This is a genomic window from Salinibius halmophilus (assembly GCF_003577475.1).
GTDB lineage: Bacteria > Pseudomonadota > Gammaproteobacteria > Pseudomonadales > Natronospirillaceae > Salinibius > Salinibius halmophilus.
The window spans coordinates 25,852-47,513 of sequence record NZ_QPEP01000016.1; the positions used below are offsets into that span (position 1 = coordinate 25,852).

The following is a 21,662-nucleotide window of genomic DNA, read 5'->3' on the forward strand; positions in this document are numbered from 1 at the left end:
CACGTAATGTGGCATTTGTAATCTGTTTTGGAATGGCGTTAGATTTTTTTCAAACGCGCAATCTGACTATTAATCTCACCAATTTGGCGCTCTAAGTCCGCCGCCTTGGCTTTTTCTTTTTCCACTACGGCGGCTGGTGCTTTGGCCACAAAACCTTCGTTACCTAGTTTGCCATTAATGCGTTTGATTTCGCCTTCTAGCTTGCCTAGTTCTTTGTTTAGACGTGCCACTTCTGCGTCAACGTCGATCAAACCAGCCATAGGTACCAATACTTTCATATTGCCAACTAGGGCAGAAGAGGCCATTGGTGCTTCTTCGCCAGCTGGCAAAATGCGAATACTGGCAAGTTTGGCTAGTTGTTTAACGAAGGCTTCGTTATCAGCCAAAATTGCCGCATCGCTGTCGCTGGTATTATCTAGAATCACGTCTAGTTCTTTGCTTGGCGATACGTTTAGCTCAGAGCGGATGTTACGCACTGATTCTATCACACCTTTCACCCAAGTAATTTGCTGCTCGGCTGATTCATCGATCAGCGCTTTGTCAGCCGTTGGGTAGTCTTCGATCATGATCGATTCACCCGATTTACCCGCCAGCGGCTTGATCGCCTGCCAAATCTCTTCGGTGATAAACGGCATGATAGGGTGCGCAAGGCGCAAGATGCTCTCAAGCACTGTGATCAGGGTTTTACGCGTGCCACGCAGGCGAGCTTCTGGTGCGTTGTCATCCCAGAATACTGGCTTAGATAGCTCCAGGTACCAGCTACAGAATTCGTTCCAAACAAAGTCGTAGATCTTGTTCGAAGCGATGTCGAAGCGATAGGTGTTAAATGCTGTGTGAACTTCTTCGGTTACGCGCTGTAGCTGCGAGGTGATCCAGCGATCAGCCAGCGTAAGTTCAACTTCGCCACCATTTTGACCACAGTCTTGGCCTTCGGTGTTCATCAAGGCATAGCGTGAGGCGTTCCAAAGCTTGTTGCAGAAGTTGCGGTAACCCTCAAGACGCTTAACATCAAACTTGATGTCACGGCCATTCGAAGCCATCGCCGTCATGGTGAAACGCAGCGCATCGGTACCCGAGGCGGCAAAACCTTCTGGGAATGCCTTACGCGTGGCTTTTTCGATCTTGGCAGCTAGTTTTGGCTGCATCATGCCAGAGGTGCGCTTCGCCACTAGGTCATCAACACTGATGCCATCGATCAAGTCGATTGGGTCGATTACATTACCCTTAGACTTCGACATCTTTTGGCCGTTTTCGTCACGGATTAGGCCAGTAACGTATACCTTCTTAAATGGCACTTGCGGCTTGCCATCTTCGTCTTTAATGGTGTGCATGGTCATCATGATCATGCGGGCAATCCAGAAGAAGATGATGTCAAAACCCGTCACCAATACGTCGGTAGGGTGGAAGGTTTTAAGCGCTTCGGTCTCGTTAGGCCAACCCAGAGTAGAGAAGGTCCACAAGCCAGAGCTGAACCAAGTATCTAGTACGTCTTCATCGCGTGTTAGCTCGATGTCGCCAAGGTTGTGCTTAGCACGCACTTCTTCTTCGCTGCGACCAACATATACTCTACCTTCAGCGTCATACCAGGCAGGAATCTGGTGGCCCCACCAAAGCTGGCGCGAGATACACCAGTCTTGAATGTCGCGCATCCACGAGAAGTAGGTGTTTTCCCACTGCTTCGGCACAAACTCGATGTCACCGTCTTCAACCGCTTTAATCGCTGTTTCAGCCAGTGTTTTGGTTGCAACGTACCATTGGTCTGTTAACCAAGGCTCCACAACGGTAGCACCACGTTCAGCACGTGGTGTTTTTAGTGCGTGTGGATCGATCTTTTCAAGCAGGCCTTGTGCTTCGAACTCCGCAACAATTTGCTTACGTGCTTCAAAACGATCTAAACCAGCAAATTTTTCTGGAATATGAGCGCTTTCGCCTTCAATTGGACGACCGTTGTAGTCGTATACTTCACCGGCAGCTAGTACTTCAGCAGAATGGTTGAAGATGTTGATCAGCTTGCTGTCGTTGCGCTTACCCACTTCATAGTCATTGAAGTCGTGCGCAGGCGTGATCTTCACACAGCCAGTACCGAACTCTAGATCAACATAGTCATCGGCAACGATTGGAATGCGACGGCCAGTGAATGGCAGTTCTACAAACTTGCCAACCAAGTTGGTGTAGCGCTCATCTTCTGGGTTAACGGCCACCATGGTATCGCCGAGCATGGTTTCAGGGCGCGTGGTGGCAACCACTAGGTAGTCTTTGCCTTCCGAGGTGGTAGCGCCATCGGCAAGTGGGTAGCGGAAGTGCCACAGTGAGCCTTGCTCATCAACGTTTTCTACTTCTAGGTCAGAAATCGCTGTATGGAATTTAGGGTCCCAGTTAACTAGGCGTTTGCCACGGTAAATTAGGCCTTCTTCGTGTAATTTGACGAAGATTTCGGTCACCGCTTCTGACAGACCTTCGTCCATGGTGAAACGCTCGCGTGACCAGTCAACCGAAGCACCCAAACGACGCATCTGCTGAGTAATGGTGCCACCACTTTGCTCTTTCCATTCCCACACCTTGTCGATAAAGGCTTCACGACCTAGATCATGGCGAGTTTGGCCTTGTGCTTCGAGCTGGCGCTCAACCACCATTTGCGTGGCGATACCAGCGTGGTCAGTACCTGCCTGCCAAAGGGTGTTTTTGCCTTGCATGCGTTGGAAGCGAATAATGGCATCCATAATGGTCTGCTGGAAGGCGTGCCCCATGTGCAAGGTGCCGGTGACGTTTGGTGGTGGCAACATGACACAGTAAGACTCACCTTTGCCAGATGGGGCAAAGTAGTTTTTTTCTTCCCATTGTTGATACAGCGTTTTTTCAATCGCTTGTGGCTGGTAGTTCTTATCCATTTTGTGTCATCACTTTTTTAGTTGCCAAGGCGCAAGTGCGCTCGAGTTGAAACAATGTGCGGGGGCGAGGCTCACGATGAAAGTTGTTTCACCACGCCCGCAAGTACGTCCATGTAGGCTCGACACCTGCGTCCTGCAGGTGACGGGTTCACAACCTACATCGTGAACCTCGCCCCGTAGTTCAAAATTCGTTACTTATTTTTTACCGATTAACGATAAAAATTCTGCGCGGGTTGCCGGTTTGCTGCGGAAGGTGCCGAGCATAACCGAGGTACGCATGCTGGCGTTTTGTTTCTGTACGCCGCGCATCATCATACACATGTGCTGTGCTTCTAATACCACGCCAACGCCACGGGCATTGGTCGCCGTTTGAATGGCATCAGCAATTTGTTTGGTTAAGCCTTCTTGAATTTGCAGGCGGCGCGAGTACATGTCAACGATGCGTGCAAATTTAGACAAGCCTAGTACTTTGTCCGAAGGCAAGTAAGCAACGTGGGCTTTACCAATAAAGGGTAACAGATGGTGTTCGCATAAAGAGTAGAACTCGATGTCTTGCACGATCACCATTTCGTCGTTGTCGCTTTCAAATACGGCGCCATTGACGACATCGTCTAAGGTTTTGTTGTAGCCTTCGTTTAAAAAGGCCATTGCTTTTGCCGCGCGGGCTGGCGTGTCGAGCAGGCCATCGCGAGTTACGTCTTCGCCAATTTCCTGCAGAATGCCACGGTAGTGCTCAGTCAGTTTGTCGATCATGCGCCATCCAAAACTAAGTGAGGGCAGCCGCCCTCACTAAAAATTCGTTATTAAAGCGCGGCATTATAACGAATCTAAAATTTCTAGCACGTCTGAGTGGTGAGTTTTTGTTTTAACCTTCTCGACAATGTGGCGCAAAACGCCTTCTTCATCGATGATAAAGGTTAAACGGTGGATGCCTTCGTACTCTTTGCCCATGAACTTTTTTAGTGCCCACACGCCATAAGCATCAGCAATGGCATGGTCTGGATCGCTCAATAAATCGAAGTTGAGGTTTTCTTTTTCAATAAACTTCACCAAACGCTTGGGTTCATCTGGGCTAATACCCAATACCACAGCGTTGCGCGCCTCATAATCCGCTTTGCTATCGCGAATGCCACACGCCTGAGTCGTACAGCCCGGTGTCATGGCTTTTGGGTAAAAGTAGAATACCACCTTCTTGCCTTTCAGGCTTTCTAACGTTACTTCCTCTTCACGCTGGTTAAGCGCTTTAAACGCTGGTGCCGGCTGGCCAACTTCTGGCAAGTTTAATTGAACTGGCATGATCACTCCTTAACTTCTCGAAATTGAATGCTACGTTGTTGTGCTGACCATAGATTAGCAGAGCCGGATTGTTGATTACACTCTGTTGAAGGAGTCTGTAACCATGCTAGGAAGTTTAGCCTCGATACCCGCCCCAGCGGGTTTAAGGTGATGGTATTGGTATATCCCGTTGATATATCCCTGTGATCTACTATAATTTGTATATCCCTATGGTGTATACGTGAGGTGTGCCATGGCCATTGCTAGTGTGTTTAAAAGTAATCAGAGCCAAGCGGTTCGAATTCCTGTCAGTGATCGATTTCCTGAATCGGTAAAGAAAGTAGAAATTATTTCTATTGGCCGCAGTAGGCTAATTACCCCCGTTGAAGACAGCTGGGATGCGTGGTTCGACGGTGAAGGGGTAAGCGAGGATTTTATGCTTGAACGTGAGCAGCCCGAGGAACAGGTGCGTGAAAGTCTATGATCAAGTACATGCTAGATACCAATATCCTGATTTACACAATCAAAAACAAACCAGAAGCCGTGCGAGAAGCCTTTAAGCGCAAACATGGTCAGATGTGTTGCTCGAGTGTGGTATTGATGGAACTGATCTATAGTGCGGAACGATCGGCGCAGCCCGAGCGTAACTTGGCTCAGGTGGAGGGGCTAATCGCAAGAATTGATGTGCTTGATTATGATCAGAAGGCAGCAGTGCACACAGGGCAGGTTCGAGCAGAACTGGCAAAAAAAGGAACGCTGATTGGCCCTTATGATCAAATGATTGCCGGTCATGCAAGAGCCGAGGGCCTAATTTTAGTAACCAACAACAGCAAAGAATTTTTGCGGGTTGACGGGCTTCGTATAGAAAACTGGGTCTAACCTAGGCGATTTAAAATAGATAGCGCCTAGTTAGGGCGCTATCTTAAGGCTGCGGTTAGCGCAAACGTGGGTAGAGCTCAGGGATGGTTTGGTCTTTGCCGCTGTCAATACGAGCGTAGTAGCCGCCTTTTTCAGCCTCGCTGAAGTCGGCAAGTTGCACGGCCTCATACATTTCATAACCTGTCGATTTGTGACTACTTGGTACGGCGCCTAGGTTATAGGCAGTATCTAAGAAGTGAATTGGGTCAACTTCACGGCCGCGCAAGTTATCCTCGATAATGATGGGTGTGATGCCAGCGTTGGTAAAGGCTAGTACTGCATCGATCAACTCTTGTTCACCAACAACGCCGGTTAGTACAGCTTGTGTCTTACCAGCTTGCTGCATGTCGCTAACAACTGTTGCAATTGCGTCGACAGTTTTTAAGTTTACCGGCTGTGGGTAGCCACTACTGAATGCCTTGAGCTGTGCTGAAACATGGTAGTTTGGCATGTTCGCTTGGTTAGGCTGGCTGAACATGTATTCTTGTTCGAGTGTCCAAGCGTAGGTGCGATATTCTATGGCACGCAAGTTGTCGTGTTCAGCCATTGCTAGGCTATCTTGATCCATATTAAAATGCACGGCTGCCATTAACCTGCGGTCACCTTTGTGAAGCTGCTCGCGTTCTGCAATGGCATAGCGTGGGCTGTAGATCATTTCATCAGCAGCCGTCATCGACTCGATAATTTCATCGGTTGTCGCCAAATTTACACCCGCTTGCTGCAAGCGTTTGAAGACATGCCGGTTGTACATTTCAGTTGAGAAGGTTGCGTCACTGGCGAAATATACATTAAAGCCCATTTTACGAAGGCCTAGTATTGTTTGCATCACACAAACATCGGTTTCCGCGCCACTGACAACAATATTGCTGATGCCTTGGTCTAATAATGCTTGCATTGCTGCATTAATATCCGCTTCTTTAGTGGAGTCAAAGTAACCCTTGAAAAACTCGCCGGTGCTTGCTGGCAGTTCTTGTTTAATGCTCTCAATAAATGGCGAATAGTCTAAACCGAATTCTGTATTATAGGCCTCATAGGTAATATTGGTGGTGAAACCTAAACGGTTGGCCGCTTTAGCAATGGTCGCAATGTTGTCTATCTTCTCTGCCTGGAGGGGGTCAACATTTTCAACCGGTTGCTCTAAGTTTGGATACCAGACATCAATCCAGAAATCTGGTGAACCCATAACATAACCTTGTTGAGCATCGATAATCAGTACACTGGTGTTCGACGGGGTTAATTCGACCATCTCACTTACCGTGACCAGCTCAGGTAGTTGTGGGTCGGTAGTGATTTTATCGGCGGTAATTTGGCATGCCGAGAGTGCAGCAACTATGGGTATTATTGCAAATGTTCTTTTTAGCATTTGAACCTCTTTTTTGTTTTGGCTGTTTCACTTAACTGCGAAGTGGACAGTGGCAAAACTTGCAGGTTCAAGCGTTCAGACTTGCTAAACTGCACCTCTGAACGTTCACTTATGCGACATTGATCACGCTATTTGGTCGCTTGCGACGATACTCGCTAGGTGTGCAGCCTACCTGTTTCTTAAACACGGTATTGAACGTTGATTTGCTGTTAAAGCCATTTTCCATGGCAATTTGCAAAATGGTTGCTTGATTGTTATCGCACATTAGCGCCTCTTTAACGGCTTCTATGCGTAGACTATTAATATAGTCAAAAAAGTTTACCCCCAGTTCATTGTTTAAATATTGGCTCAGTGTATGGCTGGCGATGTTTGTTGCTGTCGCCATTTCATCTAGTGTTAGGCGCGGGTGTTTGAATATCCCTTGGTCTTTAAATTTCAACAGTGCGTTTTCTATTTGGCGAATTTGTTGTTTTTCTAAGGCATTTTTATCTTTTTCTGCTTCAACGTTAGGGGCAGGGATAACAACTCGGTTAATGATCACACTATGGTGATAAAGGCTAATAACTGCTAAGCAGTTAATCCAGACTACTGCCGGGATATAACTAGCGAGCCAAGCGTTAGGCGCAGAAATTGGCAGTGAATTAAAGATATACGCAACAGTCGGCCACATGATTAGTTGCAGTACGAGCATGCTGACTAACCAATCGAACCGCACGGCAAGGGATTCACTACAATGATTATTAAATCTTTTTCGATATCGCAAAAGTGTTGCCAACGACAGAGCCGAATAAAAGAACGGGTGATATAAAATGTAGGGCTGAATGTAATCGAGCCAAGAATGAATCGACGTCCAGAGACCGGTTTCATATACGGTTGCAATATGGTCGGCTCGACCGTTTTGACCCAGCATGACGACCATGCTTAGTGTTTGGAGAAGCACCAATACAGCCGGTGCTAGGTGTAACAACTGTCGCCGGTTTACCTTGCCATTCAGCAGCCCTTGTACCCATAGGTATAGTAGCGGCCCATAAAACAGATCTAGCGATAACCAAAAACCGAGCCATTGGCTCATTGGGCGTAATAAATCAACTTGCATGGCAACTTTGCTGGCGATCTCTATGCCAAACAAGCCTATCCAGCAAGCTAAAAAGTGATGCTTGCGAATGAATAGGTTGAGGCTAAGGCCCACACTCTGCAGAGCGCCAATGCTCAGAATGGTCAGAATAATGATGCTGATTTGGTCAAGGGTCATTTTGCTTAAATTTCGGTTAACGAGGTGGTTGGATACAGACCCCAGCCTAATCATTTTTCATAAATCAACTGCTAAGTCGGTCAAGGTTTTGGCATTCTGGTTGTGTTGATGTGCTATTGCTGGCGCTTTGTTTTTGTGACCCGTACAACAAAATACTTTGCTATCGCAGTATGATTTGCCAAGATAGCCGATCCACTGCGAAGAATGTGTGTCGATGTTTTTTTCAGGTAAACAACAAGATTTTTTCCGCCCGCTTACCAGCAAGTACCGTGAGCAAATTGCCGCAGGACTGAAGGCGTTGTATCAGCGACTGTATGATGCCAACAAGGTTGAGCGTGGTTTGATGTTAACGCGCGCTGATGTGTTAGCGCTGCTTGCTGAGGGGATCGCTCAGCATGAAGTCATTACGGATGTGCTTGAGGATGACCAAGCCGGTGCTGAGCGTTTTAAAGATAAGCGCGAGCAGGCTGCTTGGGTACTGAATCAGTTGATCAATTACGGTTGGTTAGAGCGCCATTTAGATGAAGCGAACTATCAGGTTAGCTATGGCTTTAGCGAAATGGGGCGCAAGTTCACCGAGCCCTTTATTGCACCACAGCAGCCGGTACGCCAAATTCGCCACCGTAATGCCCGTAATACCCGCAATGCGCTGCGCAGTTTTGTGACGCATGGTGATGTATACGATCTACTTGAGGCAAATGCCGCCAGCGACAATATTGTCACCGACTTTAGCGACATGATTGAAGAGCTTGAAGCTAAACGCCGTCAGTTGGTCAAAGAAGTCAGTGACCAAGCTGAACTGAGCCAAGCCAGTGATGCCTTTTTTGATTTTATGGAAAAGCGTTTTAAGCCAGACTTGGCCATTCGTCTGTCGGCCGACAATGTTGAAAAGTATCGTTTGCAAATCAATCAATTGGTAAGTGATATTCGCTCGCAAGACAATGATTGGAAGCGTGATGCAGAAGAGCGACTGCGCGCCTTAATGCCAGATCAAGCAGGCAAAGAAAGCCTTCTCTGGCGCTACTTAGATGTTGTTAATCAACGGGTTAACAATGCTTGTGATGTGATGCTGCCAACCCTGCGTCAAGCGCTCAATCAGTTTACTAAACGTGGCGAGCTTATTATTCGCCAACTATCGTTCGCCGCCCAGCCAACCCAGGCGCTGAATCAAGCGGTGCAAAACTGGCGCCAATCTGGCCAGCTCGACGCTCAGCTTGATCAAATGGCCGATGCACTCAGCGGTGTGCGAGTCCGCTTGGTTGATCCAGGTAGCTTAAGCCTGCGTGAGCGTACTAATCGCGATATTGACCAAAGCATTCAAACCGAACAAAAACTCAGCCAAGACCAACAACAAGCCTTGCATGTTGAGCGCAAACTGTCGGAAGCCTTTAGCATTCAAAAGCAATGGTTAGGCTCATGGCTAAGCGAACAACAAGGCTGTGCCAGCAAAAATGCCTTACCGGTAAACCAAGCGACTGATCTATTAGCAATCAGTCACCTGTTAGATGCTGGCGATGGTTGGTTTATCGAACCAGTGCTAAACGAAGCTGGCGAACCTGTGCAAGTAGAGATTAAAAACCAGCAGGGCGAAGTCATCGCCGTGCAAGATGATTTTAGCGTGCGAGTTGCCTCTTGATGAACGGCTAGTGATTCGTTGCAGAATTGAGGGCGGTTCTGCTTGTTTGCTTCGAGGCCGTCACCTGCAGGACGCAGGTGTCGAGCATACAGGGACGTACTTGGTCTGGGGTCGCACCCGACCGTGCCGAGGAAGTGAATAAGCAGAGCCGCCCGCAAACCCAGCACGAACCATTGCACTCATTCAGCGATTTATAAGCAGAATATGATGATAGTTGAATTAGAACAGCAGTTAGAAAAACTGGACCTAACCCTAAATCAGTTTCGCGATGTGGCCTACCGTTTGTTAGACCAAGGCATCATTGTGCGCTCAGATAGCGCGACAGAAGAGGCGCTATACGACCTATTTATTCGTCTTGCGCCGCTATTAACTGATTATTTTGATGTGCTGGGCATTCGTTTAATGCACGACGACGTATTTGAATTGGTACGAGCTTATCCGCCAAATTCGACCATTCCAGGTGATGCCGAACAACCAGAAGACAATGCTGCTAAACCGCTACGTAAACGGTTAAGTCAAAATGAAGTGGCCATGTTGCTGGCGCTGCGCTTGGAATATGACCGAGGTATTCGTGAAGCACGTTTGGATGAGCATAATCAGGTGCGCTCATCGCTTGAGAGTATTTCACTATTGATGCGCCAACAGTTAGACCGCCAGCTGCCCGAGAGCAAGGTTGAGCGTGACCAGTTATTTGCCAATTTACGCCAATTGAAAGTTATCAAACTGGCCAGTGATTTTAACGATGGCAACGATCTAGTTTGGATTCGCCCTGCGGTGGTGTCTTTGGTTGCGGATGCCATGGCGTCGGCAAACTCAACGGAGCAGGAGGTGACTCATGTTTCTTAAACAACTGGTATTAATTAACTGGGGCAACCTGCCGAATCGTGTTTTAGATTTTGGCCCGGTCAACTTGTTATCTGGTGGTAACGGCTCGGGTAAAACCACTGCGGCGGATGCCATTCAAACAGTAATGACCGCAGCGCATGACACTCTATTTGCCTTTAACCCAGGTCAAGAAGAGGCCAGTCAGCGCTCGCGTGGGAAACAAGTACGTACGCTCGCCAGTTATGTGCTGGGCTGTGATGATGGTGCTTATGCCCGCCCTAATGGTGCGACTTGTTACCTAGCTGCCAGCTTTCACCCCACGCAAGGCGAACAGGCACAAGCCTTTACCGCTGTGATGGCGATGGATGCCTTCATTGAAGGCTCTGGTAATCAGCGTACGGCACGGCTAAAACAACAGCAGTTTTTTATTGTGAATTGTGAGCAAATGGCGCTGGCTGATTTTCAGGAGCAAACGCCACAAGGCCCACAATGGTTGCCGGTAGCAAAAGTTTTTAAACGTTTGCAAAAAGACTATGGCGAAGTGGAGCGCTGCGACAATAAAAAGCACTACTTGCGCGCCCTGTATGGCGCCCTGCGCGGTATGCCATCACATGCGATGGGTGAGCGTGAGGCGATGAATGCTGCCAAGGCATTCGCTCGCTTTATGGCCTACAAGCCAGTGAAGTCGGTCAACCAGTTTGTTGGGCAAGAAATTCTTGATCCAATCGACTTGGGCGAAGCGATTAAAGAAGTCTCTGAGTTGATGAAGTCGATCAATCGCATCGAAAAGGAAGCCAAGCGTGTGCGGGCCGCTAGTGACATGTTAACGGCGGCGCATAATGGCATCGAGCGTTATCTTACCGACTGGAGTGGCTGTCGCGCCGATGAACTGGCCGTGGCCATTGCCAAATACCGTGCCGACCAGCAGGCTTATTTAAAAGCCAAAGCGACGCAGCAAGATATTCAGCAGAATTTGGACTCGCTTGAGCGACAAATTGTTGTTGAGCAAAAGCAGTATCAGCAACTAGAAGACGAGCTGCGTGATATTGCCGCTCAACGTCAAGGTTCGCAGCTACACACCAAAGATCAGTTAGAAACTGAACTGGCCGACGCGAAGCAGGTATTGACCTCATTGCAGCAGCAGTTGCCGCAGCAGTTATTGGCCTTGCAAGCAGGCATAGTTACACTGCAGGCGCAGAAACCGCAAATTGCGGCCTCGAATGCCATGTTGGCCGACAAGGTTGGCAAACTGCCTGCGCTAGATTTTGATATTAACGACTTGGCTGGTGATGACTGGGTGGGTAATGAAAACCTAGTGAATCGCCTGCTTGGTGTGGCGGCCTTAGCTGACCAATACGTTGCCATTGTCGAAGCGCTAGGTGATGCTGATCAAGGTGTGCTGGCTGATTTGCGCAGTCAAATGCAGCAATCAGAGCAAGGCATAGCAAAAATTCGCGAAAAAATTCAGCGCTTACAAGGCAGTCAGCAAGGCTCGCAGCGTGGATTGCCAGGTTTTGTTGAAGAAGCATTAGCCTATATTCGCCAGCAGTTACCTCAAGCCAAGCCAGCTGTGTTGGCCGACTTTGTTGAAGTGCAAGATGCCTCATGGCAGTCGGCTATTGAAGGTTATTTGGCCATGGCACGTTTTGGCATTGTTGTTGACCCAGATTATGAGGTCGAAGCAGCGCAGCTATTACGTGACCTGCCGGCTAAAAATCGCGCCCGAGTGATTCAAGGTCAGCAAGCGCGTAAAGATGCCAATCGCCGCCCAGTTGAACAAAACAGCTTGATCAATCAGCTGGTGATGGACAATGAAACGGTGAAAGCCTACCTGACTGCCAGCTTTGGCAGTGCGGTATTGGTGAACTCCGAAGCTGAGTTGAAAAACACGCGCCGTGGTTTGACCAAAACCGGAATTGCCACTGGTGGTTATGCCTATTATCGCTGTGATATTGCCGATCGTGATTTGGTGTTTGGTCAATCAGGTCGCGCTCGCTCACAAGCGGCAGTAGAAGTCCAAATCACCGAACTACAGCAAGATATGCAGCCATTGCTAGCGCACTATAGTGTGCAGCAAGATGCCTATAACCAGCTGAAGTCTGTCGCTAGGGTGCAGTTGCCAATTGAAGCGTTTTTGGATGCCAAAGAGCGCCAGCGCATTAACCAAAGCCGCTTAGAAGGCTTGGACCTTACCGATACGGCAAGCTTGCAGCTGCGTTACGATGAAAAACTCGCGGCGTTGCATGCGCAGCGTGAAAAACTAGATCAAACCATCAGTGAGCGCGGGCGAGCGCTCGGTAAACTTGAAAGCATTGCTAAGCAGGTTGCCAAGCTCGACGAGCAGCAAGAAGCAACACAAATCATCGCCGAAGATGCTGAAGAGTCGTTAGCAGCGGTGGCTAAAGCTTGGCCGCAGCTAAAATTGAAGGCGCTTATTAGCGAAGCAACAGAGCGTGCTGATCAGCTTAAACTAGATGCCCTAACCGCGGAACTTGAGCAAAAATCACAGTCGCTGCTGAGCACCGTTGTGCAGGTCGACAAGTCGATTGCCCAGTACAATTTGCAGGCCCAAGCGCATGAGCAATTGCTATTCAACTTGCAAGGGCAGGGCATTGAGAGCCTAGCGTTTTTTGAAGCTGCAGTTGAACTGGAAGCTGAGATCACCCGTTTGCAAACTCAGTTGACCCACAACGTGTTGATGGGACGTGAGCAAAGCTTGCATGAGCTGCGCGAGAGCTTCCATTCGGCGTTTGTCACCAACCTTTGCCATGCGGTTTACCGCGCGGTTGAATCGGGTAAAGCGCGCCTAGAGCAACTAAATGACGAGTTGCAGCATTACCGTTTTGGTGCCGATAAAGAACGCTTTGAGTTTGGTTGGAGTTGGGTACCAGAGTTTAAAGAATACTGGCAGTTCCTTGAAGAAATTCGCCAAAACCCAAGTTTGGGTGAGCGCAATAGCCTGTTTGATGTGGCGTTATCAGCCAGTGCACAAAAGGTGCTCGACAAGTGGATGGACATGTTGCTGTCGGACAACGAGCAGCAAGCCATGGCGGAGCTGGCGCGTATCTCGGATTACCGTAATTACCGCAACTATGAGATCTATAAGATACCAGAAGGCAAGCAGCCAATTGCGCTATCGCAGTACGGTACGGGCTCGGGTGGTCAGCTCGAAACACCGGCTTATATCATCCGTTCGGCAGCGGTCACGAGCGCCTTTGGTTTTGATCAAGGCGATTCGCACCTGCGTATGGTGCTGGTCGATGAAGCCTTCTCGAAGATGGATGAAACCCGCTCTCGTGAAGTGATCGACTACCTGACTAAAACCCAGGGTTTGCAGCTGCTGTTCATTATGCCAACCAGTAAAGCAGGGCCATATAAAGACGTGGTCTCGCACCAGTTTGTCTTTAGCAAAGTGCCAGGTTCGCAGCCGGTCGGTGAGCTGACTTCAACGGTTTTGCTTGACCGCCAGCGCTTTAATCAAGACAAAATCAAGGTGCTATGGGCGCAGCATCGCAAAGTGTTGCGCAGGCAAGCCGAGCTTGAGTTTATGGAGAGTTTTGCTTAAGGCGCCATGTGTTGGCGGTGATCTATAAAATATCGTAGGTTGTACGACAGGGTGTTTATCCTGTCGGACAACATGTATCGCCGCCGGTCATTGTTTCCCCGAAGCTTGAGTTCGTGAAACCTAGGCCTCTACTTAGTAGGTTGTACGGCAGGTGTTTTTCTGCCGGGCAACATAAAGCGTCACCAATCAATGTTTCCCGAACATTCTGTTCGTGAAACCTACGATTTTGTCCTTAAGCAAAATTACCGCAGCCAAATAAGTAACTCCCCTCACAGACAGGCTCATCATCCTGCTGCATAATTAAGGCAAATTAAGATTGTTTGCGTATAACTTTGCATTAGCAACACGAGGTGGGTATGAGGAAGTTAATCATTGCAACGTTAGTAGCGCTCATGAGCGTTTCAGCGATGTCGGAAGACGAGCTGGCAACTTTTGGCGGTGGCTGTTTTTGGTGTATGGAGCCGCCTTACGAGCTGCTAGATGGCGTTAAACAAGTCATTTCTGGGTTTAGTGGTGGTGATATTGCCAACCCAAATTATTACGATGTGGTGGACGGCAAAACTAAACACCGTGAAGTGGTGCAAATTACGTTCGACCCTGAAGTAGTCAGCTATGCTGAACTTTTGAACATCTATTGGCGCCAATTCGATCCAACTGATGCCGGTGGCTCTTTTGTTGACCGAGGTCGCCACTATACCTCAGCAATTTATACGCATAGCGAAGAGCAGCAGAGGCTTGCCGAGCGCTCACGCGATTTGTTGCAAGCCAGTGGTATCATTGATGGCGAAATTGTCACGGTGATCGAGCCGTTTAAGAGTTTTTATCCAGCTGGTGACGTTCACCAAAACTATTACCTAAGAAACTCTTTCCGCTACAAGTTGTATCGTTCGCGTTCTGGTCGTGACGATTATATTTTCAGTGTTTGGGGGCGCGATGATGCCATTATGGACAAGCAGTTTATGCAAGAATTGCTTGCGCCGACAGCTGCCAGTGCACCTGCTAATGCTTGGCGCGAGCGCTTTGCTGATTACCAGCGTCCAAGCGATGACGAGCTTCGTGAGCAGCTAACCGATCTTCAATATAAGGTCATTGTTAAAGACGGTACCGAGCGTGCATTTAATAACGAATACTGGGACAACAAAGCACCAGGAATTTATGTTGACCGCGTTTCGGGGGAGCCGTTATTTAGTTCTACCGACAAGTATCGATCTGGTACTGGCTGGCCTAGTTTTACCCAGCCATTGCCTGGCGTTCAGCTCGTTGAAAAAGAGGATCGATCATTATTTATGGTGCGTACAGAGATTCGCAGTGAGTTTGCCGACTCCCATTTAGGGCATGTTTTTAACGACGGACCTGAACCAACTGGTCTACGCTATTGTATGAACTCTGCTGCAATGAGATTCATTCCTGCAGCTGAGCTGGATGATGCAGGATACGGCGAGTTTAGTTATCTGTTTGATTAAACCAGTCTTGGCCCTGCATAACAGAATTCTTGGGGGGTGTTATGCGGGGCTTGAGCGTCGTTCAAAGAATTGTTATCGGTTTTGGCTTGCTGGGTGGTTTATTAACTGCCATAGGGCTGCTTTCGCTATCCTCAATAACTCAAATTGTGGCAAAAAATGACTCGGCGTATTTTGAGTTATTACCTTTTGTTGAACAGTCGCAAGTGGTGCCGCAAGAGCTCTATCAGCTGCAAAACGATCTAACAGGTTACCTGTTTGAAGTTCCCCCCAGTGAAAGCACCCGCAATCGCATCATCGCTTCGCAACAACAACTTGTCGCCAGTTACGATGAGCTCGTCGCCAAAACCCCCAGCTCTTTTACTAGTAGGCAAGCACTCAGTGAACTAAAAACGCCAGTCAACGCCACGCAAGGTCAGGTCGAAAATATCATTGCCACGGTAAATAACTTAAGGGTGCTTGAGGCGAGAGAAATCCAACTACTCAACGAGTTTACCTCTCTTTGGCAAGGCATGTTATCAGACTCCCAGCGTTTACAAGTAGGTGCCAGCAGCGCTGCTGCACGTGGCTATCGCCAGTTCGACCGCTTAGCGCAACCAGTGGTGGAATTTGCCGAAACATTGGCGCAAGCCAGCTCGATAGAGGATATCGATAATGGTGGGTTGCTGCGCTCGTTTGAGTCAATGCAAGCTGTTATTGATCGCATCGAATCACAAGGCGCTTCGACTGAACAACTGGTGCAAATGCGCGCAGTTCTAGGAAATTTTTTAACGGGTGATGAGGGGTTTGCTAGTACCCAGTTGGCAGTGTTTGAAAAACAAGCTCAGTTGTTAACCCTGCTAGGGCAGTGGGAGGCAACCATTGCTCAAACTGAGACTATGATTGCCAGTATTAGCGACTCCGTGTCGGATTATGCTGCAACGCAGCAAATGGATGGCCAGCAAACTGCAGCGAGCGCGAGAGCCTATACACTTGCTGGTATCGCGGTAGCCATTATTGCAGCACTTCTAATTGGTTGGCGGTCAATTATGAGTATTCGTAATCCACTTGAAGCGAGTCTTAGAGCGCTGCAGCAAGTGAGCAAAGGCGACTTTACTGTTCGCCTTGCTGCATCTGGGCGAGATGAGTTCAGTCGCATTGGTCGCTATGTCAATGAACTCAGCGAAGAGCTGTCGGCATCTATTACTGAGCTTAGAAAAAATGCCACAGCGCTCGCCGATTCTGCTTCGCAGTCAAAACAGCAAGCGGCTACGTCACAACAACAAGCTGGCCATCAAAAAGATCAAGCGCAGTCGATCGCCACGGCAATCAATGAGATGGAATCGGCCGTTTCGGAAGTTGCCAAGTCAACCAATGAGACACGCCATGAAGTTGAGAATGCAAAAACACTTGCCAATAACGGTGAGCAGGCAATGCAAAGTAATATTGCCACGATCAATGAGTTAGATGGTAAGGTGCATGCGGCTAACGATGTGATTAGTAAGTTAGCTGAACAAACCGCACAAATTACCAATATTTTGGATGTCATTGGTGGTATCGCTGAACAGACCAATCTGCTTGCATTAAACGCTGCCATTGAGGCAGCTCGTGCTGGCGAGTCTGGCAGAGGGTTTGCTGTGGTTGCCGATGAAGTGCGAAGTCTTGCCGATAAAACCAACCAGTCTACGGCCGAAATTCAAAGCATGATTACGTCATTAACGGCGGCCAGTGAACAGGCTAAGAGTTATATGGATGCCGCTGCGGCATCTATGGTGGTGTGTGTGGAGCAATCTGAAATTACTTCAAAAGCGATGCATGACATCGATCAAGCGATGGCTGTTGTTCAAGATATGTCGACGCAAATTGCCACGGCTGCAGAGCAACAAACGTTGGTTGCCAGCGAAATTAATCGAAACGTGGTAGATGTTGCTGACCTGGCAGAGCAGGCTTATCAAAGAGCCATATCAGGAAGTGAATCAAGTCAGTACGTGAGTGATTTAGCTGCTCAGCAGAACAAATTAATGGAAAAATTTAACTGTTGATATGTTAATTTATGCAACCGATCAAGGGCGGTAGCCAAAAATAGCCTATCTCTCACGCGTTATGAATGAATGCCGCCTTACTCGTCTTGCAATCAATGTCTGCAAGACTTGATTGCAATGATAGTGACTTGTTAGTGTCACATTATCATCACACTTTAACGTCATTCTGCGTAGCGTAGTAAGGAGATAAGCATGCGCGAAAATTTGACATACCACGCAGCTGAGATTAGCAAAGCTCAGCGTGCCGCCCAAAAAGGCCAGCAAGCCTGTGTGCTCTGGTTTACTGGTTTGAGCGGTGCAGGGAAGTCAACCATCAGCAATATGGTCGAAGCGGAGTTGTTCCGCCAAGGTCATCATAGTTATTTACTTGACGGCGACAATGTTCGTCTTGGGTTGAATGCTGATCTAAGCTTTTCCGATTCGGATCGAAAAGAAAACATTCGCCGAGTAGGAGAGGTTGCCAAGCTAATGAGCGATGCTGGCCTCATCGTATTATCTGCATTTATTTCACCGTTCGCGAGTGAAAGGCAAATGGTACGTGACCGGTTTGAACAAGGTGAGTTCATTGAAATTCATATTGATACACCATTGTCTGAGTGCGAAAAGCGTGACCCAAAAGGGTTGTATCGTAAAGCACGGGCTGGGTTAATTAAGAACTTCACTGGTATCGACTCGAGCTATGAGCCGCCAGTTAACCCAGAAGTTTATTTGGACGGTAGTCAGTTCACTGCCGAACAATGTGCGCAAAAGGTAGTGGAGTATCTAACGATCAATGGATGGCTAAAGCCTAAGCCTTTACGAGCAGTAAAATGAACATCATCCTATTAGCGATTGCGCCTTTTTTTTTACTCTTCACATTAATTAAAGCGCTACCCAGTGCTGGCATTAAGTGTTTACCAAAAAGATTAGTTCTGTTTTCGCTAGTATGGATTGCGCTGAGCGCATTGAATGTTGTTCACATTATTGGTTTTATTTTGGATGCACTGCTGTTTCGCAAGGCACGGCAGCTGCCTGTAAAGGCGCCAGTATTTGTTTTGGGAGTGCCGCGCAGCGGCACTACTTTTTTGCAACGAGTGCTGGCTAATGATGCGTCATTAACAACCCTTAGAACGTGGGAATGTATTTTGGCGCCATCGATCAGCGAGCGCTATTTCTGGCAAGCAGTTGCTTTTCTGGGTCGACCTTTTGTTGGTTTAGTAGAGCGAGCACAGCAACGGCTGTTTGTTCGCATGGATAACATCCATACCATTCGCTTGGATGAGCCAGAAGAAGACTTCCTGTTATTTTTATCTATCCACGCTTGTTTTTTACTGTTCGTACTGGCGCCAAATAGCAAGTACATATGGCAACTCAGTCAGTTTGACCAACAACTACCGGCTTGGTGGCGCCGTTTGGTCATGCAGTACTATTATAGTTGTTTGCAGAAGCATTTATATTTCCATGGTTCTGACCTAAGGATTTTATCGAAAAACCCATCTTTCACGTCAATGATGACCAGCCTGAGTCAAACGTTCCCTGATGCAAAGTTTATCGCCTGTACTCGTGATCCGGAAACGGTCGTTGCTTCGCAGCTTAGCTCGTTAAAGCCTTCTGTGGCCTTATTTGCAAGCATGGCGACGTTTAAGCAAATTCAGCAACCTCTTCTGAATTCGCTAGCAGCCTATTATGAAATTGTCGCGCACTGGGCATCGCAACCCAATTGTGTGCTGGTACCAATGAGCCAAATTAAAACGGAACTGGTAAGTACTACTAAGGCTATTTATCAGTTCTGTCATCTAGAAGTTACAGATGCTTTCGCTGAGCAGCTTGAGCAACAAGCGCAAGCCTCGCGACAGTACAGTAGTGGCCACCAATACAGCTTGTTGGAATACCACATTGGCGAAGACGACATACGGCGTTTTTTTATGCCAGCATGGCGTCAGCATCAAGCACTTAGCATGCAAGGAGCGTAAAGATGACGATTGCTCATACACAACAGCTACGTCTAGCAGTAGTCTCGGATGCTGCACCCGCACGCAACGGTGTTGGCGCGTACTATCTCGATTTGGTAACACATTTACGTCGCCATATTCATCAGGTCGAAATTTTCTCTCCAACGATCGAGGCTGATGGTCGTTGGCAGGCGGGTATGGTGTTGCCTTTGCCAGGCGACTCGACACAAAAGATGTGCATGCCCAACCCAATTTCGTTGCAACGCTCGTTGCGCCAGTTGAATCCTCATGTCGTGATTGTGCCAACACCAGGTTGTTATGGCCTAATGGGTGCTTTCATTGCGCAATCGATGAATATTCCAGTGGTAGCTGGTTTTCACACGAGCTTTGAGCACTTAACGGACTTGTACTGGCAAGGCTCGATTATGGGCAAAGTGGCCCGTCGATATTTTGAGCAATCGAACAAATACCTGTTTAGTAAATCTTCAGAAGTATTGGCTAATTCTAGAGAAATGGTAGAGCTCGCCGAACGCATCGGTGCTGAATCGGTAAAGCTTGTTGGTACACCCATACCGGCTGAATTTGTTGATACACCCGTGGTGCCGCATTCAGGCGAGTTAAAGCGTTGTTTGTTTGCTGGCCGTCTTGCGGCTGAGAAAAACGTAGCATCTGTGCTGCTTGCAGCAAAACGCCATCGTGATATCCAGTTTACGGTTGCTGGTGATGGCCCAATGCGCAAGGAAGTTGAAGCCTATTGTGATGAGCTAGATAACTTGCACTATGTTGGCTGGTTAAGCCGAGCTCAATTGCGCCAACAAATGGATGCCAATGATGCACTGTTACTGCCATCTTACTTTGAATCATTCGGTACCATTGCGCTAGAAGCCATGGCGCGTCAGCGCATTGCTATTGTTAGCACGGGCTGTGGTATTAGTCAGTGGCAGAATTTATCTGGGGCGATGAGTTTAATTAGTGAGCAGCAGACGCTAACGCAAGTATTGTCGCAACTCAAGCAAGTGCCTAGCGATGCACTGCAAGCACAGGCGGCTAAAGCACTCTCGGTTGCCAGCGAAGTTCATGAGTGGAGTATTAGTGACTGGCTGCAACTATTGGGTGCTTTGTCGAATCAACCACTGCGCCAGGTTGCTTAATGAAAACAGCCGTTTTATCCATTCATGATGTGATGCCGGAGACAATGGAGCGAGTTGCCGAAATCATTGAGCTCGTGCCTAGTGCGCACCGTAATAAAATACTGTTGTTGGTGGTGCCTGGCTTAGCATGGCAGCCCGAGCAGCTCATGCAGTTGCGCCAGTGGACAACTCATGGCTTGCAGCTTGCAGGCCATGGCTGGCACCATAAAACAGAGAAGATAGAAACCTTGTGGCACAAGTTGCATGCAACTTTCGTCTCGCGTGATGTCGCTGAGCATTTGTCGATCACTGCTGAGGAAGAGTTAACGTTAATGCAAGCGAATCGCGATTGGTTCGAGCAAAACGGTCTGCCAATCAGTGACTGGTATGTGCCACCGGCTTGGGCATTTGGTCAGTTGCCTATTAATCAACGCAGCGACAGTGGCTACCGACTTTTTGAGTCAACGTTTTTCGTTTATGACAGCCGAGCGCAACGTCACCATTTTTTGCCGATGGTTGGTTATGAGGCTGACACGCTATTGCGAAAATGGTCGGTGCGTGCTTGGAACGCGATTAACCGGGTATTGGGCCGCTGGCGTCCCGTACGCATTGGTATCCACCCACAAGACTTATCGCTGCTGCTGGCAGATGATTTGCGTCGGGATTTAACTCGTATTGCCAGCGAGCAGGTTGAGTTAACCCACCCAGACTATCTCTTCGTCCGTTAGGTATCGGCTTTCGCCTAACTCAAGATCCTTATCCAGTTCGATAGGCCCGATTGCCTCGCGGTGCAGGGCGTCAACGTGGTTTCCAACTGCCGCCAACATGCGTTTCACTTGATGGTAGCGACCTTCAGAAATGGAAATCAAAATTTCCTGTACGTCGATGACTGCCACTTTAGCTGGCAGAGTAGGGGTGTCCTCATTGCGTAACAGCACGCCTTGCTCTAATTGTTTAATTTGCTCGTCGGTTATTGGATCGGCAAGTTCAACACGGTAGCGTTTTTCGCACTGGTGCTGAGGTGAGGTAATGCGATGAGACCATTGCCCGTCGTTGGTTAACAATACTAAGCCTGTGGTGTCGATATCTAAACGCCCAGCTGCGTGCAGAGGTGTTCGGCTAACGACATCCACCAGCTCAAGCACTGTCGGGTGTTCTGGGTCAGCGGTGGAGCAAACAAAGCCTGGCGGTTTGTTGAGCATTATGTAGAGGTTGCCGGCAATGCTAAGCTGCTCGCCATGCCAAGCAATCTCATCCTGTTCTGCGACCACATAGGCTGCGCGTTTTTCAACTTCGCCATTGCAAGTAACATTGCCCTTGCCAATTTGGCGTTTAGCATCTTTGCGGCTCATTCCGGTAGCGTCAGAAAAAAACTTATCTAGGCGCATAAGTGTCTCG

Annotated in this window: 17 protein-coding genes; 11 read left to right on the top strand and 6 right to left on the bottom strand. The window is 48.3% G+C overall.

Going from position 1 to position 21,662, the window contains the following annotated elements:
* Window positions 1-38: 38 nt before the first annotated feature.
* The 3 genes from DUW71_RS16305 to bcp all read right to left on the bottom strand — a co-directional run bounded on the left by DUW71_RS16305 (window position 39) and on the right by bcp (window position 4,184).
* Window positions 39-2,888, bottom strand: a complete 2,850-nt coding sequence (locus tag DUW71_RS16305; RefSeq protein WP_119396344.1) for a valine--tRNA ligase — start codon at window positions 2,886-2,888, stop codon at window positions 39-41.
* Window positions 2,889-3,083: 195 nt separating this feature from the next.
* Entirely contained in the window at window positions 3,084-3,641 is a 558-nt protein-coding gene (folE, locus tag DUW71_RS16310) for a GTP cyclohydrolase I FolE (protein WP_119396345.1), read from the bottom strand.
* A 63-nt stretch (window positions 3,642-3,704) separates the two neighbouring features.
* On the bottom strand, window positions 3,705-4,184 hold the full coding sequence (gene bcp, locus DUW71_RS16315; protein ID WP_119396346.1) for a thioredoxin-dependent thiol peroxidase: 480 nt from the start codon (window positions 4,182-4,184) through the stop codon (window positions 3,705-3,707).
* 232 nt (window positions 4,185-4,416) lie between these two features.
* Here bcp and vapB point away from each other — a divergent pair, with 232 nt between their 5' ends.
* Window positions 4,417-4,647 (top strand): type II toxin-antitoxin system VapB family antitoxin, encoded by a 231-nt coding sequence (vapB, locus tag DUW71_RS16320; RefSeq protein WP_119396347.1) that lies wholly within the window; start codon window positions 4,417-4,419, stop codon window positions 4,645-4,647.
* Window positions 4,644-5,042, top strand: coding sequence for a type II toxin-antitoxin system tRNA(fMet)-specific endonuclease VapC (gene vapC / locus DUW71_RS16325; RefSeq protein ID WP_119396348.1), 399 nt, complete (start codon window positions 4,644-4,646; stop codon window positions 5,040-5,042). The genes vapB and vapC overlap by 4 nt, the downstream gene beginning before the upstream one ends.
* Window positions 5,043-5,097: 55 nt before the next feature.
* Here the strand turns inward: vapC and DUW71_RS16330 are convergent, their stop codons facing one another.
* Together DUW71_RS16330 and DUW71_RS16335 are read right to left on the bottom strand one after the other, a co-directional pair.
* A complete protein-coding gene (locus tag DUW71_RS16330) occupies window positions 5,098-6,444 on the bottom strand; it encodes an isochorismatase family protein (RefSeq protein WP_119396349.1) in 1,347 nt (448 codons plus the stop codon).
* 109 nt (window positions 6,445-6,553) lie between these two features.
* On the bottom strand, window positions 6,554-7,696 hold the full coding sequence (locus DUW71_RS16335) for a helix-turn-helix domain-containing protein (RefSeq protein WP_158584212.1): 1,143 nt from the start codon (window positions 7,694-7,696) through the stop codon (window positions 6,554-6,556).
* A gap of 214 nt (window positions 7,697-7,910) precedes the next feature.
* Between DUW71_RS16335 and DUW71_RS16340 the strand changes: the two genes are divergently transcribed.
* The 9 genes from DUW71_RS16340 (at window position 7,911) to DUW71_RS16380 (ending at window position 20,992) form a co-directional block, all read left to right on the top strand.
* Complete coding sequence (locus DUW71_RS16340; RefSeq protein ID WP_119396351.1) at window positions 7,911-9,332, top strand: Wadjet anti-phage system protein JetA family protein; 1,422 nt, start codon at window positions 7,911-7,913, stop codon at window positions 9,330-9,332.
* 204 nt (window positions 9,333-9,536) lie between these two features.
* Window positions 9,537-10,178, top strand: a complete 642-nt coding sequence (locus DUW71_RS16345; RefSeq protein WP_119396352.1) for a DUF4194 domain-containing protein — start codon at window positions 9,537-9,539, stop codon at window positions 10,176-10,178.
* Window positions 10,168-13,722 carry an ATP-binding protein gene (locus tag DUW71_RS16350; protein WP_119396353.1) on the top strand — a complete coding sequence of 1,185 codons (3,555 nt, stop codon included), beginning with the start codon at window positions 10,168-10,170 and terminating at the stop codon, window positions 13,720-13,722. Before DUW71_RS16345 ends, DUW71_RS16350 begins: the two co-directional genes overlap by 11 nt.
* Before the next feature lie 356 nt (window positions 13,723-14,078).
* Window positions 14,079-15,185 carry a peptide-methionine (R)-S-oxide reductase MsrB gene (gene msrB, locus DUW71_RS16355; RefSeq protein ID WP_119396354.1) on the top strand — a complete coding sequence of 369 codons (1,107 nt, stop codon included), beginning with the start codon at window positions 14,079-14,081 and terminating at the stop codon, window positions 15,183-15,185.
* A 41-nt stretch (window positions 15,186-15,226) separates the two neighbouring features.
* Window positions 15,227-17,203, top strand: coding sequence for a methyl-accepting chemotaxis protein (locus DUW71_RS16360; RefSeq protein WP_119396355.1), 1,977 nt, complete (start codon window positions 15,227-15,229; stop codon window positions 17,201-17,203).
* Window positions 17,204-17,395: 192 nt separating this feature from the next.
* Window positions 17,396-18,016, top strand: a complete 621-nt coding sequence (cysC, locus tag DUW71_RS16365) for an adenylyl-sulfate kinase (protein ID WP_119396356.1) — start codon at window positions 17,396-17,398, stop codon at window positions 18,014-18,016.
* Entirely contained in the window at window positions 18,013-19,155 is a 1,143-nt protein-coding gene (locus tag DUW71_RS16370) for a sulfotransferase family protein (protein WP_119396357.1), read from the top strand. Before cysC ends, DUW71_RS16370 begins: the two co-directional genes overlap by 4 nt.
* Before the next feature lie 2 nt (window positions 19,156-19,157).
* Window positions 19,158-20,285 carry a glycosyltransferase gene (locus DUW71_RS16375; protein WP_119396358.1) on the top strand — a complete coding sequence of 376 codons (1,128 nt, stop codon included), beginning with the start codon at window positions 19,158-19,160 and terminating at the stop codon, window positions 20,283-20,285.
* Complete coding sequence (locus DUW71_RS16380; protein WP_119396359.1) at window positions 20,285-20,992, top strand: polysaccharide deacetylase family protein; 708 nt, start codon at window positions 20,285-20,287, stop codon at window positions 20,990-20,992. Before DUW71_RS16375 ends, DUW71_RS16380 begins: the two co-directional genes overlap by 1 nt.
* Here the strand turns inward: DUW71_RS16380 and rsuA are convergent.
* Entirely contained in the window at window positions 20,960-21,652 is a 693-nt protein-coding gene (rsuA, locus tag DUW71_RS16385; protein WP_119396360.1) for a 16S rRNA pseudouridine(516) synthase RsuA, read from the bottom strand. The genes DUW71_RS16380 and rsuA overlap by 33 nt on opposite strands.
* Window positions 21,653-21,662 lie beyond the last annotated feature (10 nt).

Coding starts and splice junctions, on each gene's coding strand:
- DUW71_RS16305 (WP_119396344.1), bottom strand. CDS start 2,888: ATGGATAAGAACTACCAGCCACAAGCGATTGAAAAAACGCTGTATCAA.
- folE (WP_119396345.1), bottom strand. CDS start 3,641: ATGATCGACAAACTGACTGAGCACTACCGTGGCATTCTGCAGGAAATT.
- bcp (WP_119396346.1), bottom strand. CDS start 4,184: ATGCCAGTTCAATTAAACTTGCCAGAAGTTGGCCAGCCGGCACCAGCG.
- vapB (WP_119396347.1), top strand. CDS start 4,417: ATGGCCATTGCTAGTGTGTTTAAAAGTAATCAGAGCCAAGCGGTTCGA.
- vapC (WP_119396348.1), top strand. CDS start 4,644: ATGATCAAGTACATGCTAGATACCAATATCCTGATTTACACAATCAAA.
- DUW71_RS16330 (WP_119396349.1), bottom strand. CDS start 6,444: ATGCTAAAAAGAACATTTGCAATAATACCCATAGTTGCTGCACTCTCG.
- DUW71_RS16335 (WP_158584212.1), bottom strand. CDS start 7,696: ATGACCCTTGACCAAATCAGCATCATTATTCTGACCATTCTGAGCATT.
- DUW71_RS16340 (WP_119396351.1), top strand. CDS start 7,911: ATGTTTTTTTCAGGTAAACAACAAGATTTTTTCCGCCCGCTTACCAGC.
- DUW71_RS16345 (WP_119396352.1), top strand. CDS start 9,537: ATGATGATAGTTGAATTAGAACAGCAGTTAGAAAAACTGGACCTAACC.
- DUW71_RS16350 (WP_119396353.1), top strand. CDS start 10,168: ATGTTTCTTAAACAACTGGTATTAATTAACTGGGGCAACCTGCCGAAT.
- msrB (WP_119396354.1), top strand. CDS start 14,079: ATGAGGAAGTTAATCATTGCAACGTTAGTAGCGCTCATGAGCGTTTCA.
- DUW71_RS16360 (WP_119396355.1), top strand. CDS start 15,227: ATGCGGGGCTTGAGCGTCGTTCAAAGAATTGTTATCGGTTTTGGCTTG.
- cysC (WP_119396356.1), top strand. CDS start 17,396: ATGCGCGAAAATTTGACATACCACGCAGCTGAGATTAGCAAAGCTCAG.
- DUW71_RS16370 (WP_119396357.1), top strand. CDS start 18,013: ATGAACATCATCCTATTAGCGATTGCGCCTTTTTTTTTACTCTTCACA.
- DUW71_RS16375 (WP_119396358.1), top strand. CDS start 19,158: ATGACGATTGCTCATACACAACAGCTACGTCTAGCAGTAGTCTCGGAT.
- DUW71_RS16380 (WP_119396359.1), top strand. CDS start 20,285: ATGAAAACAGCCGTTTTATCCATTCATGATGTGATGCCGGAGACAATG.
- rsuA (WP_119396360.1), bottom strand. CDS start 21,652: ATGCGCCTAGATAAGTTTTTTTCTGACGCTACCGGAATGAGCCGCAAA.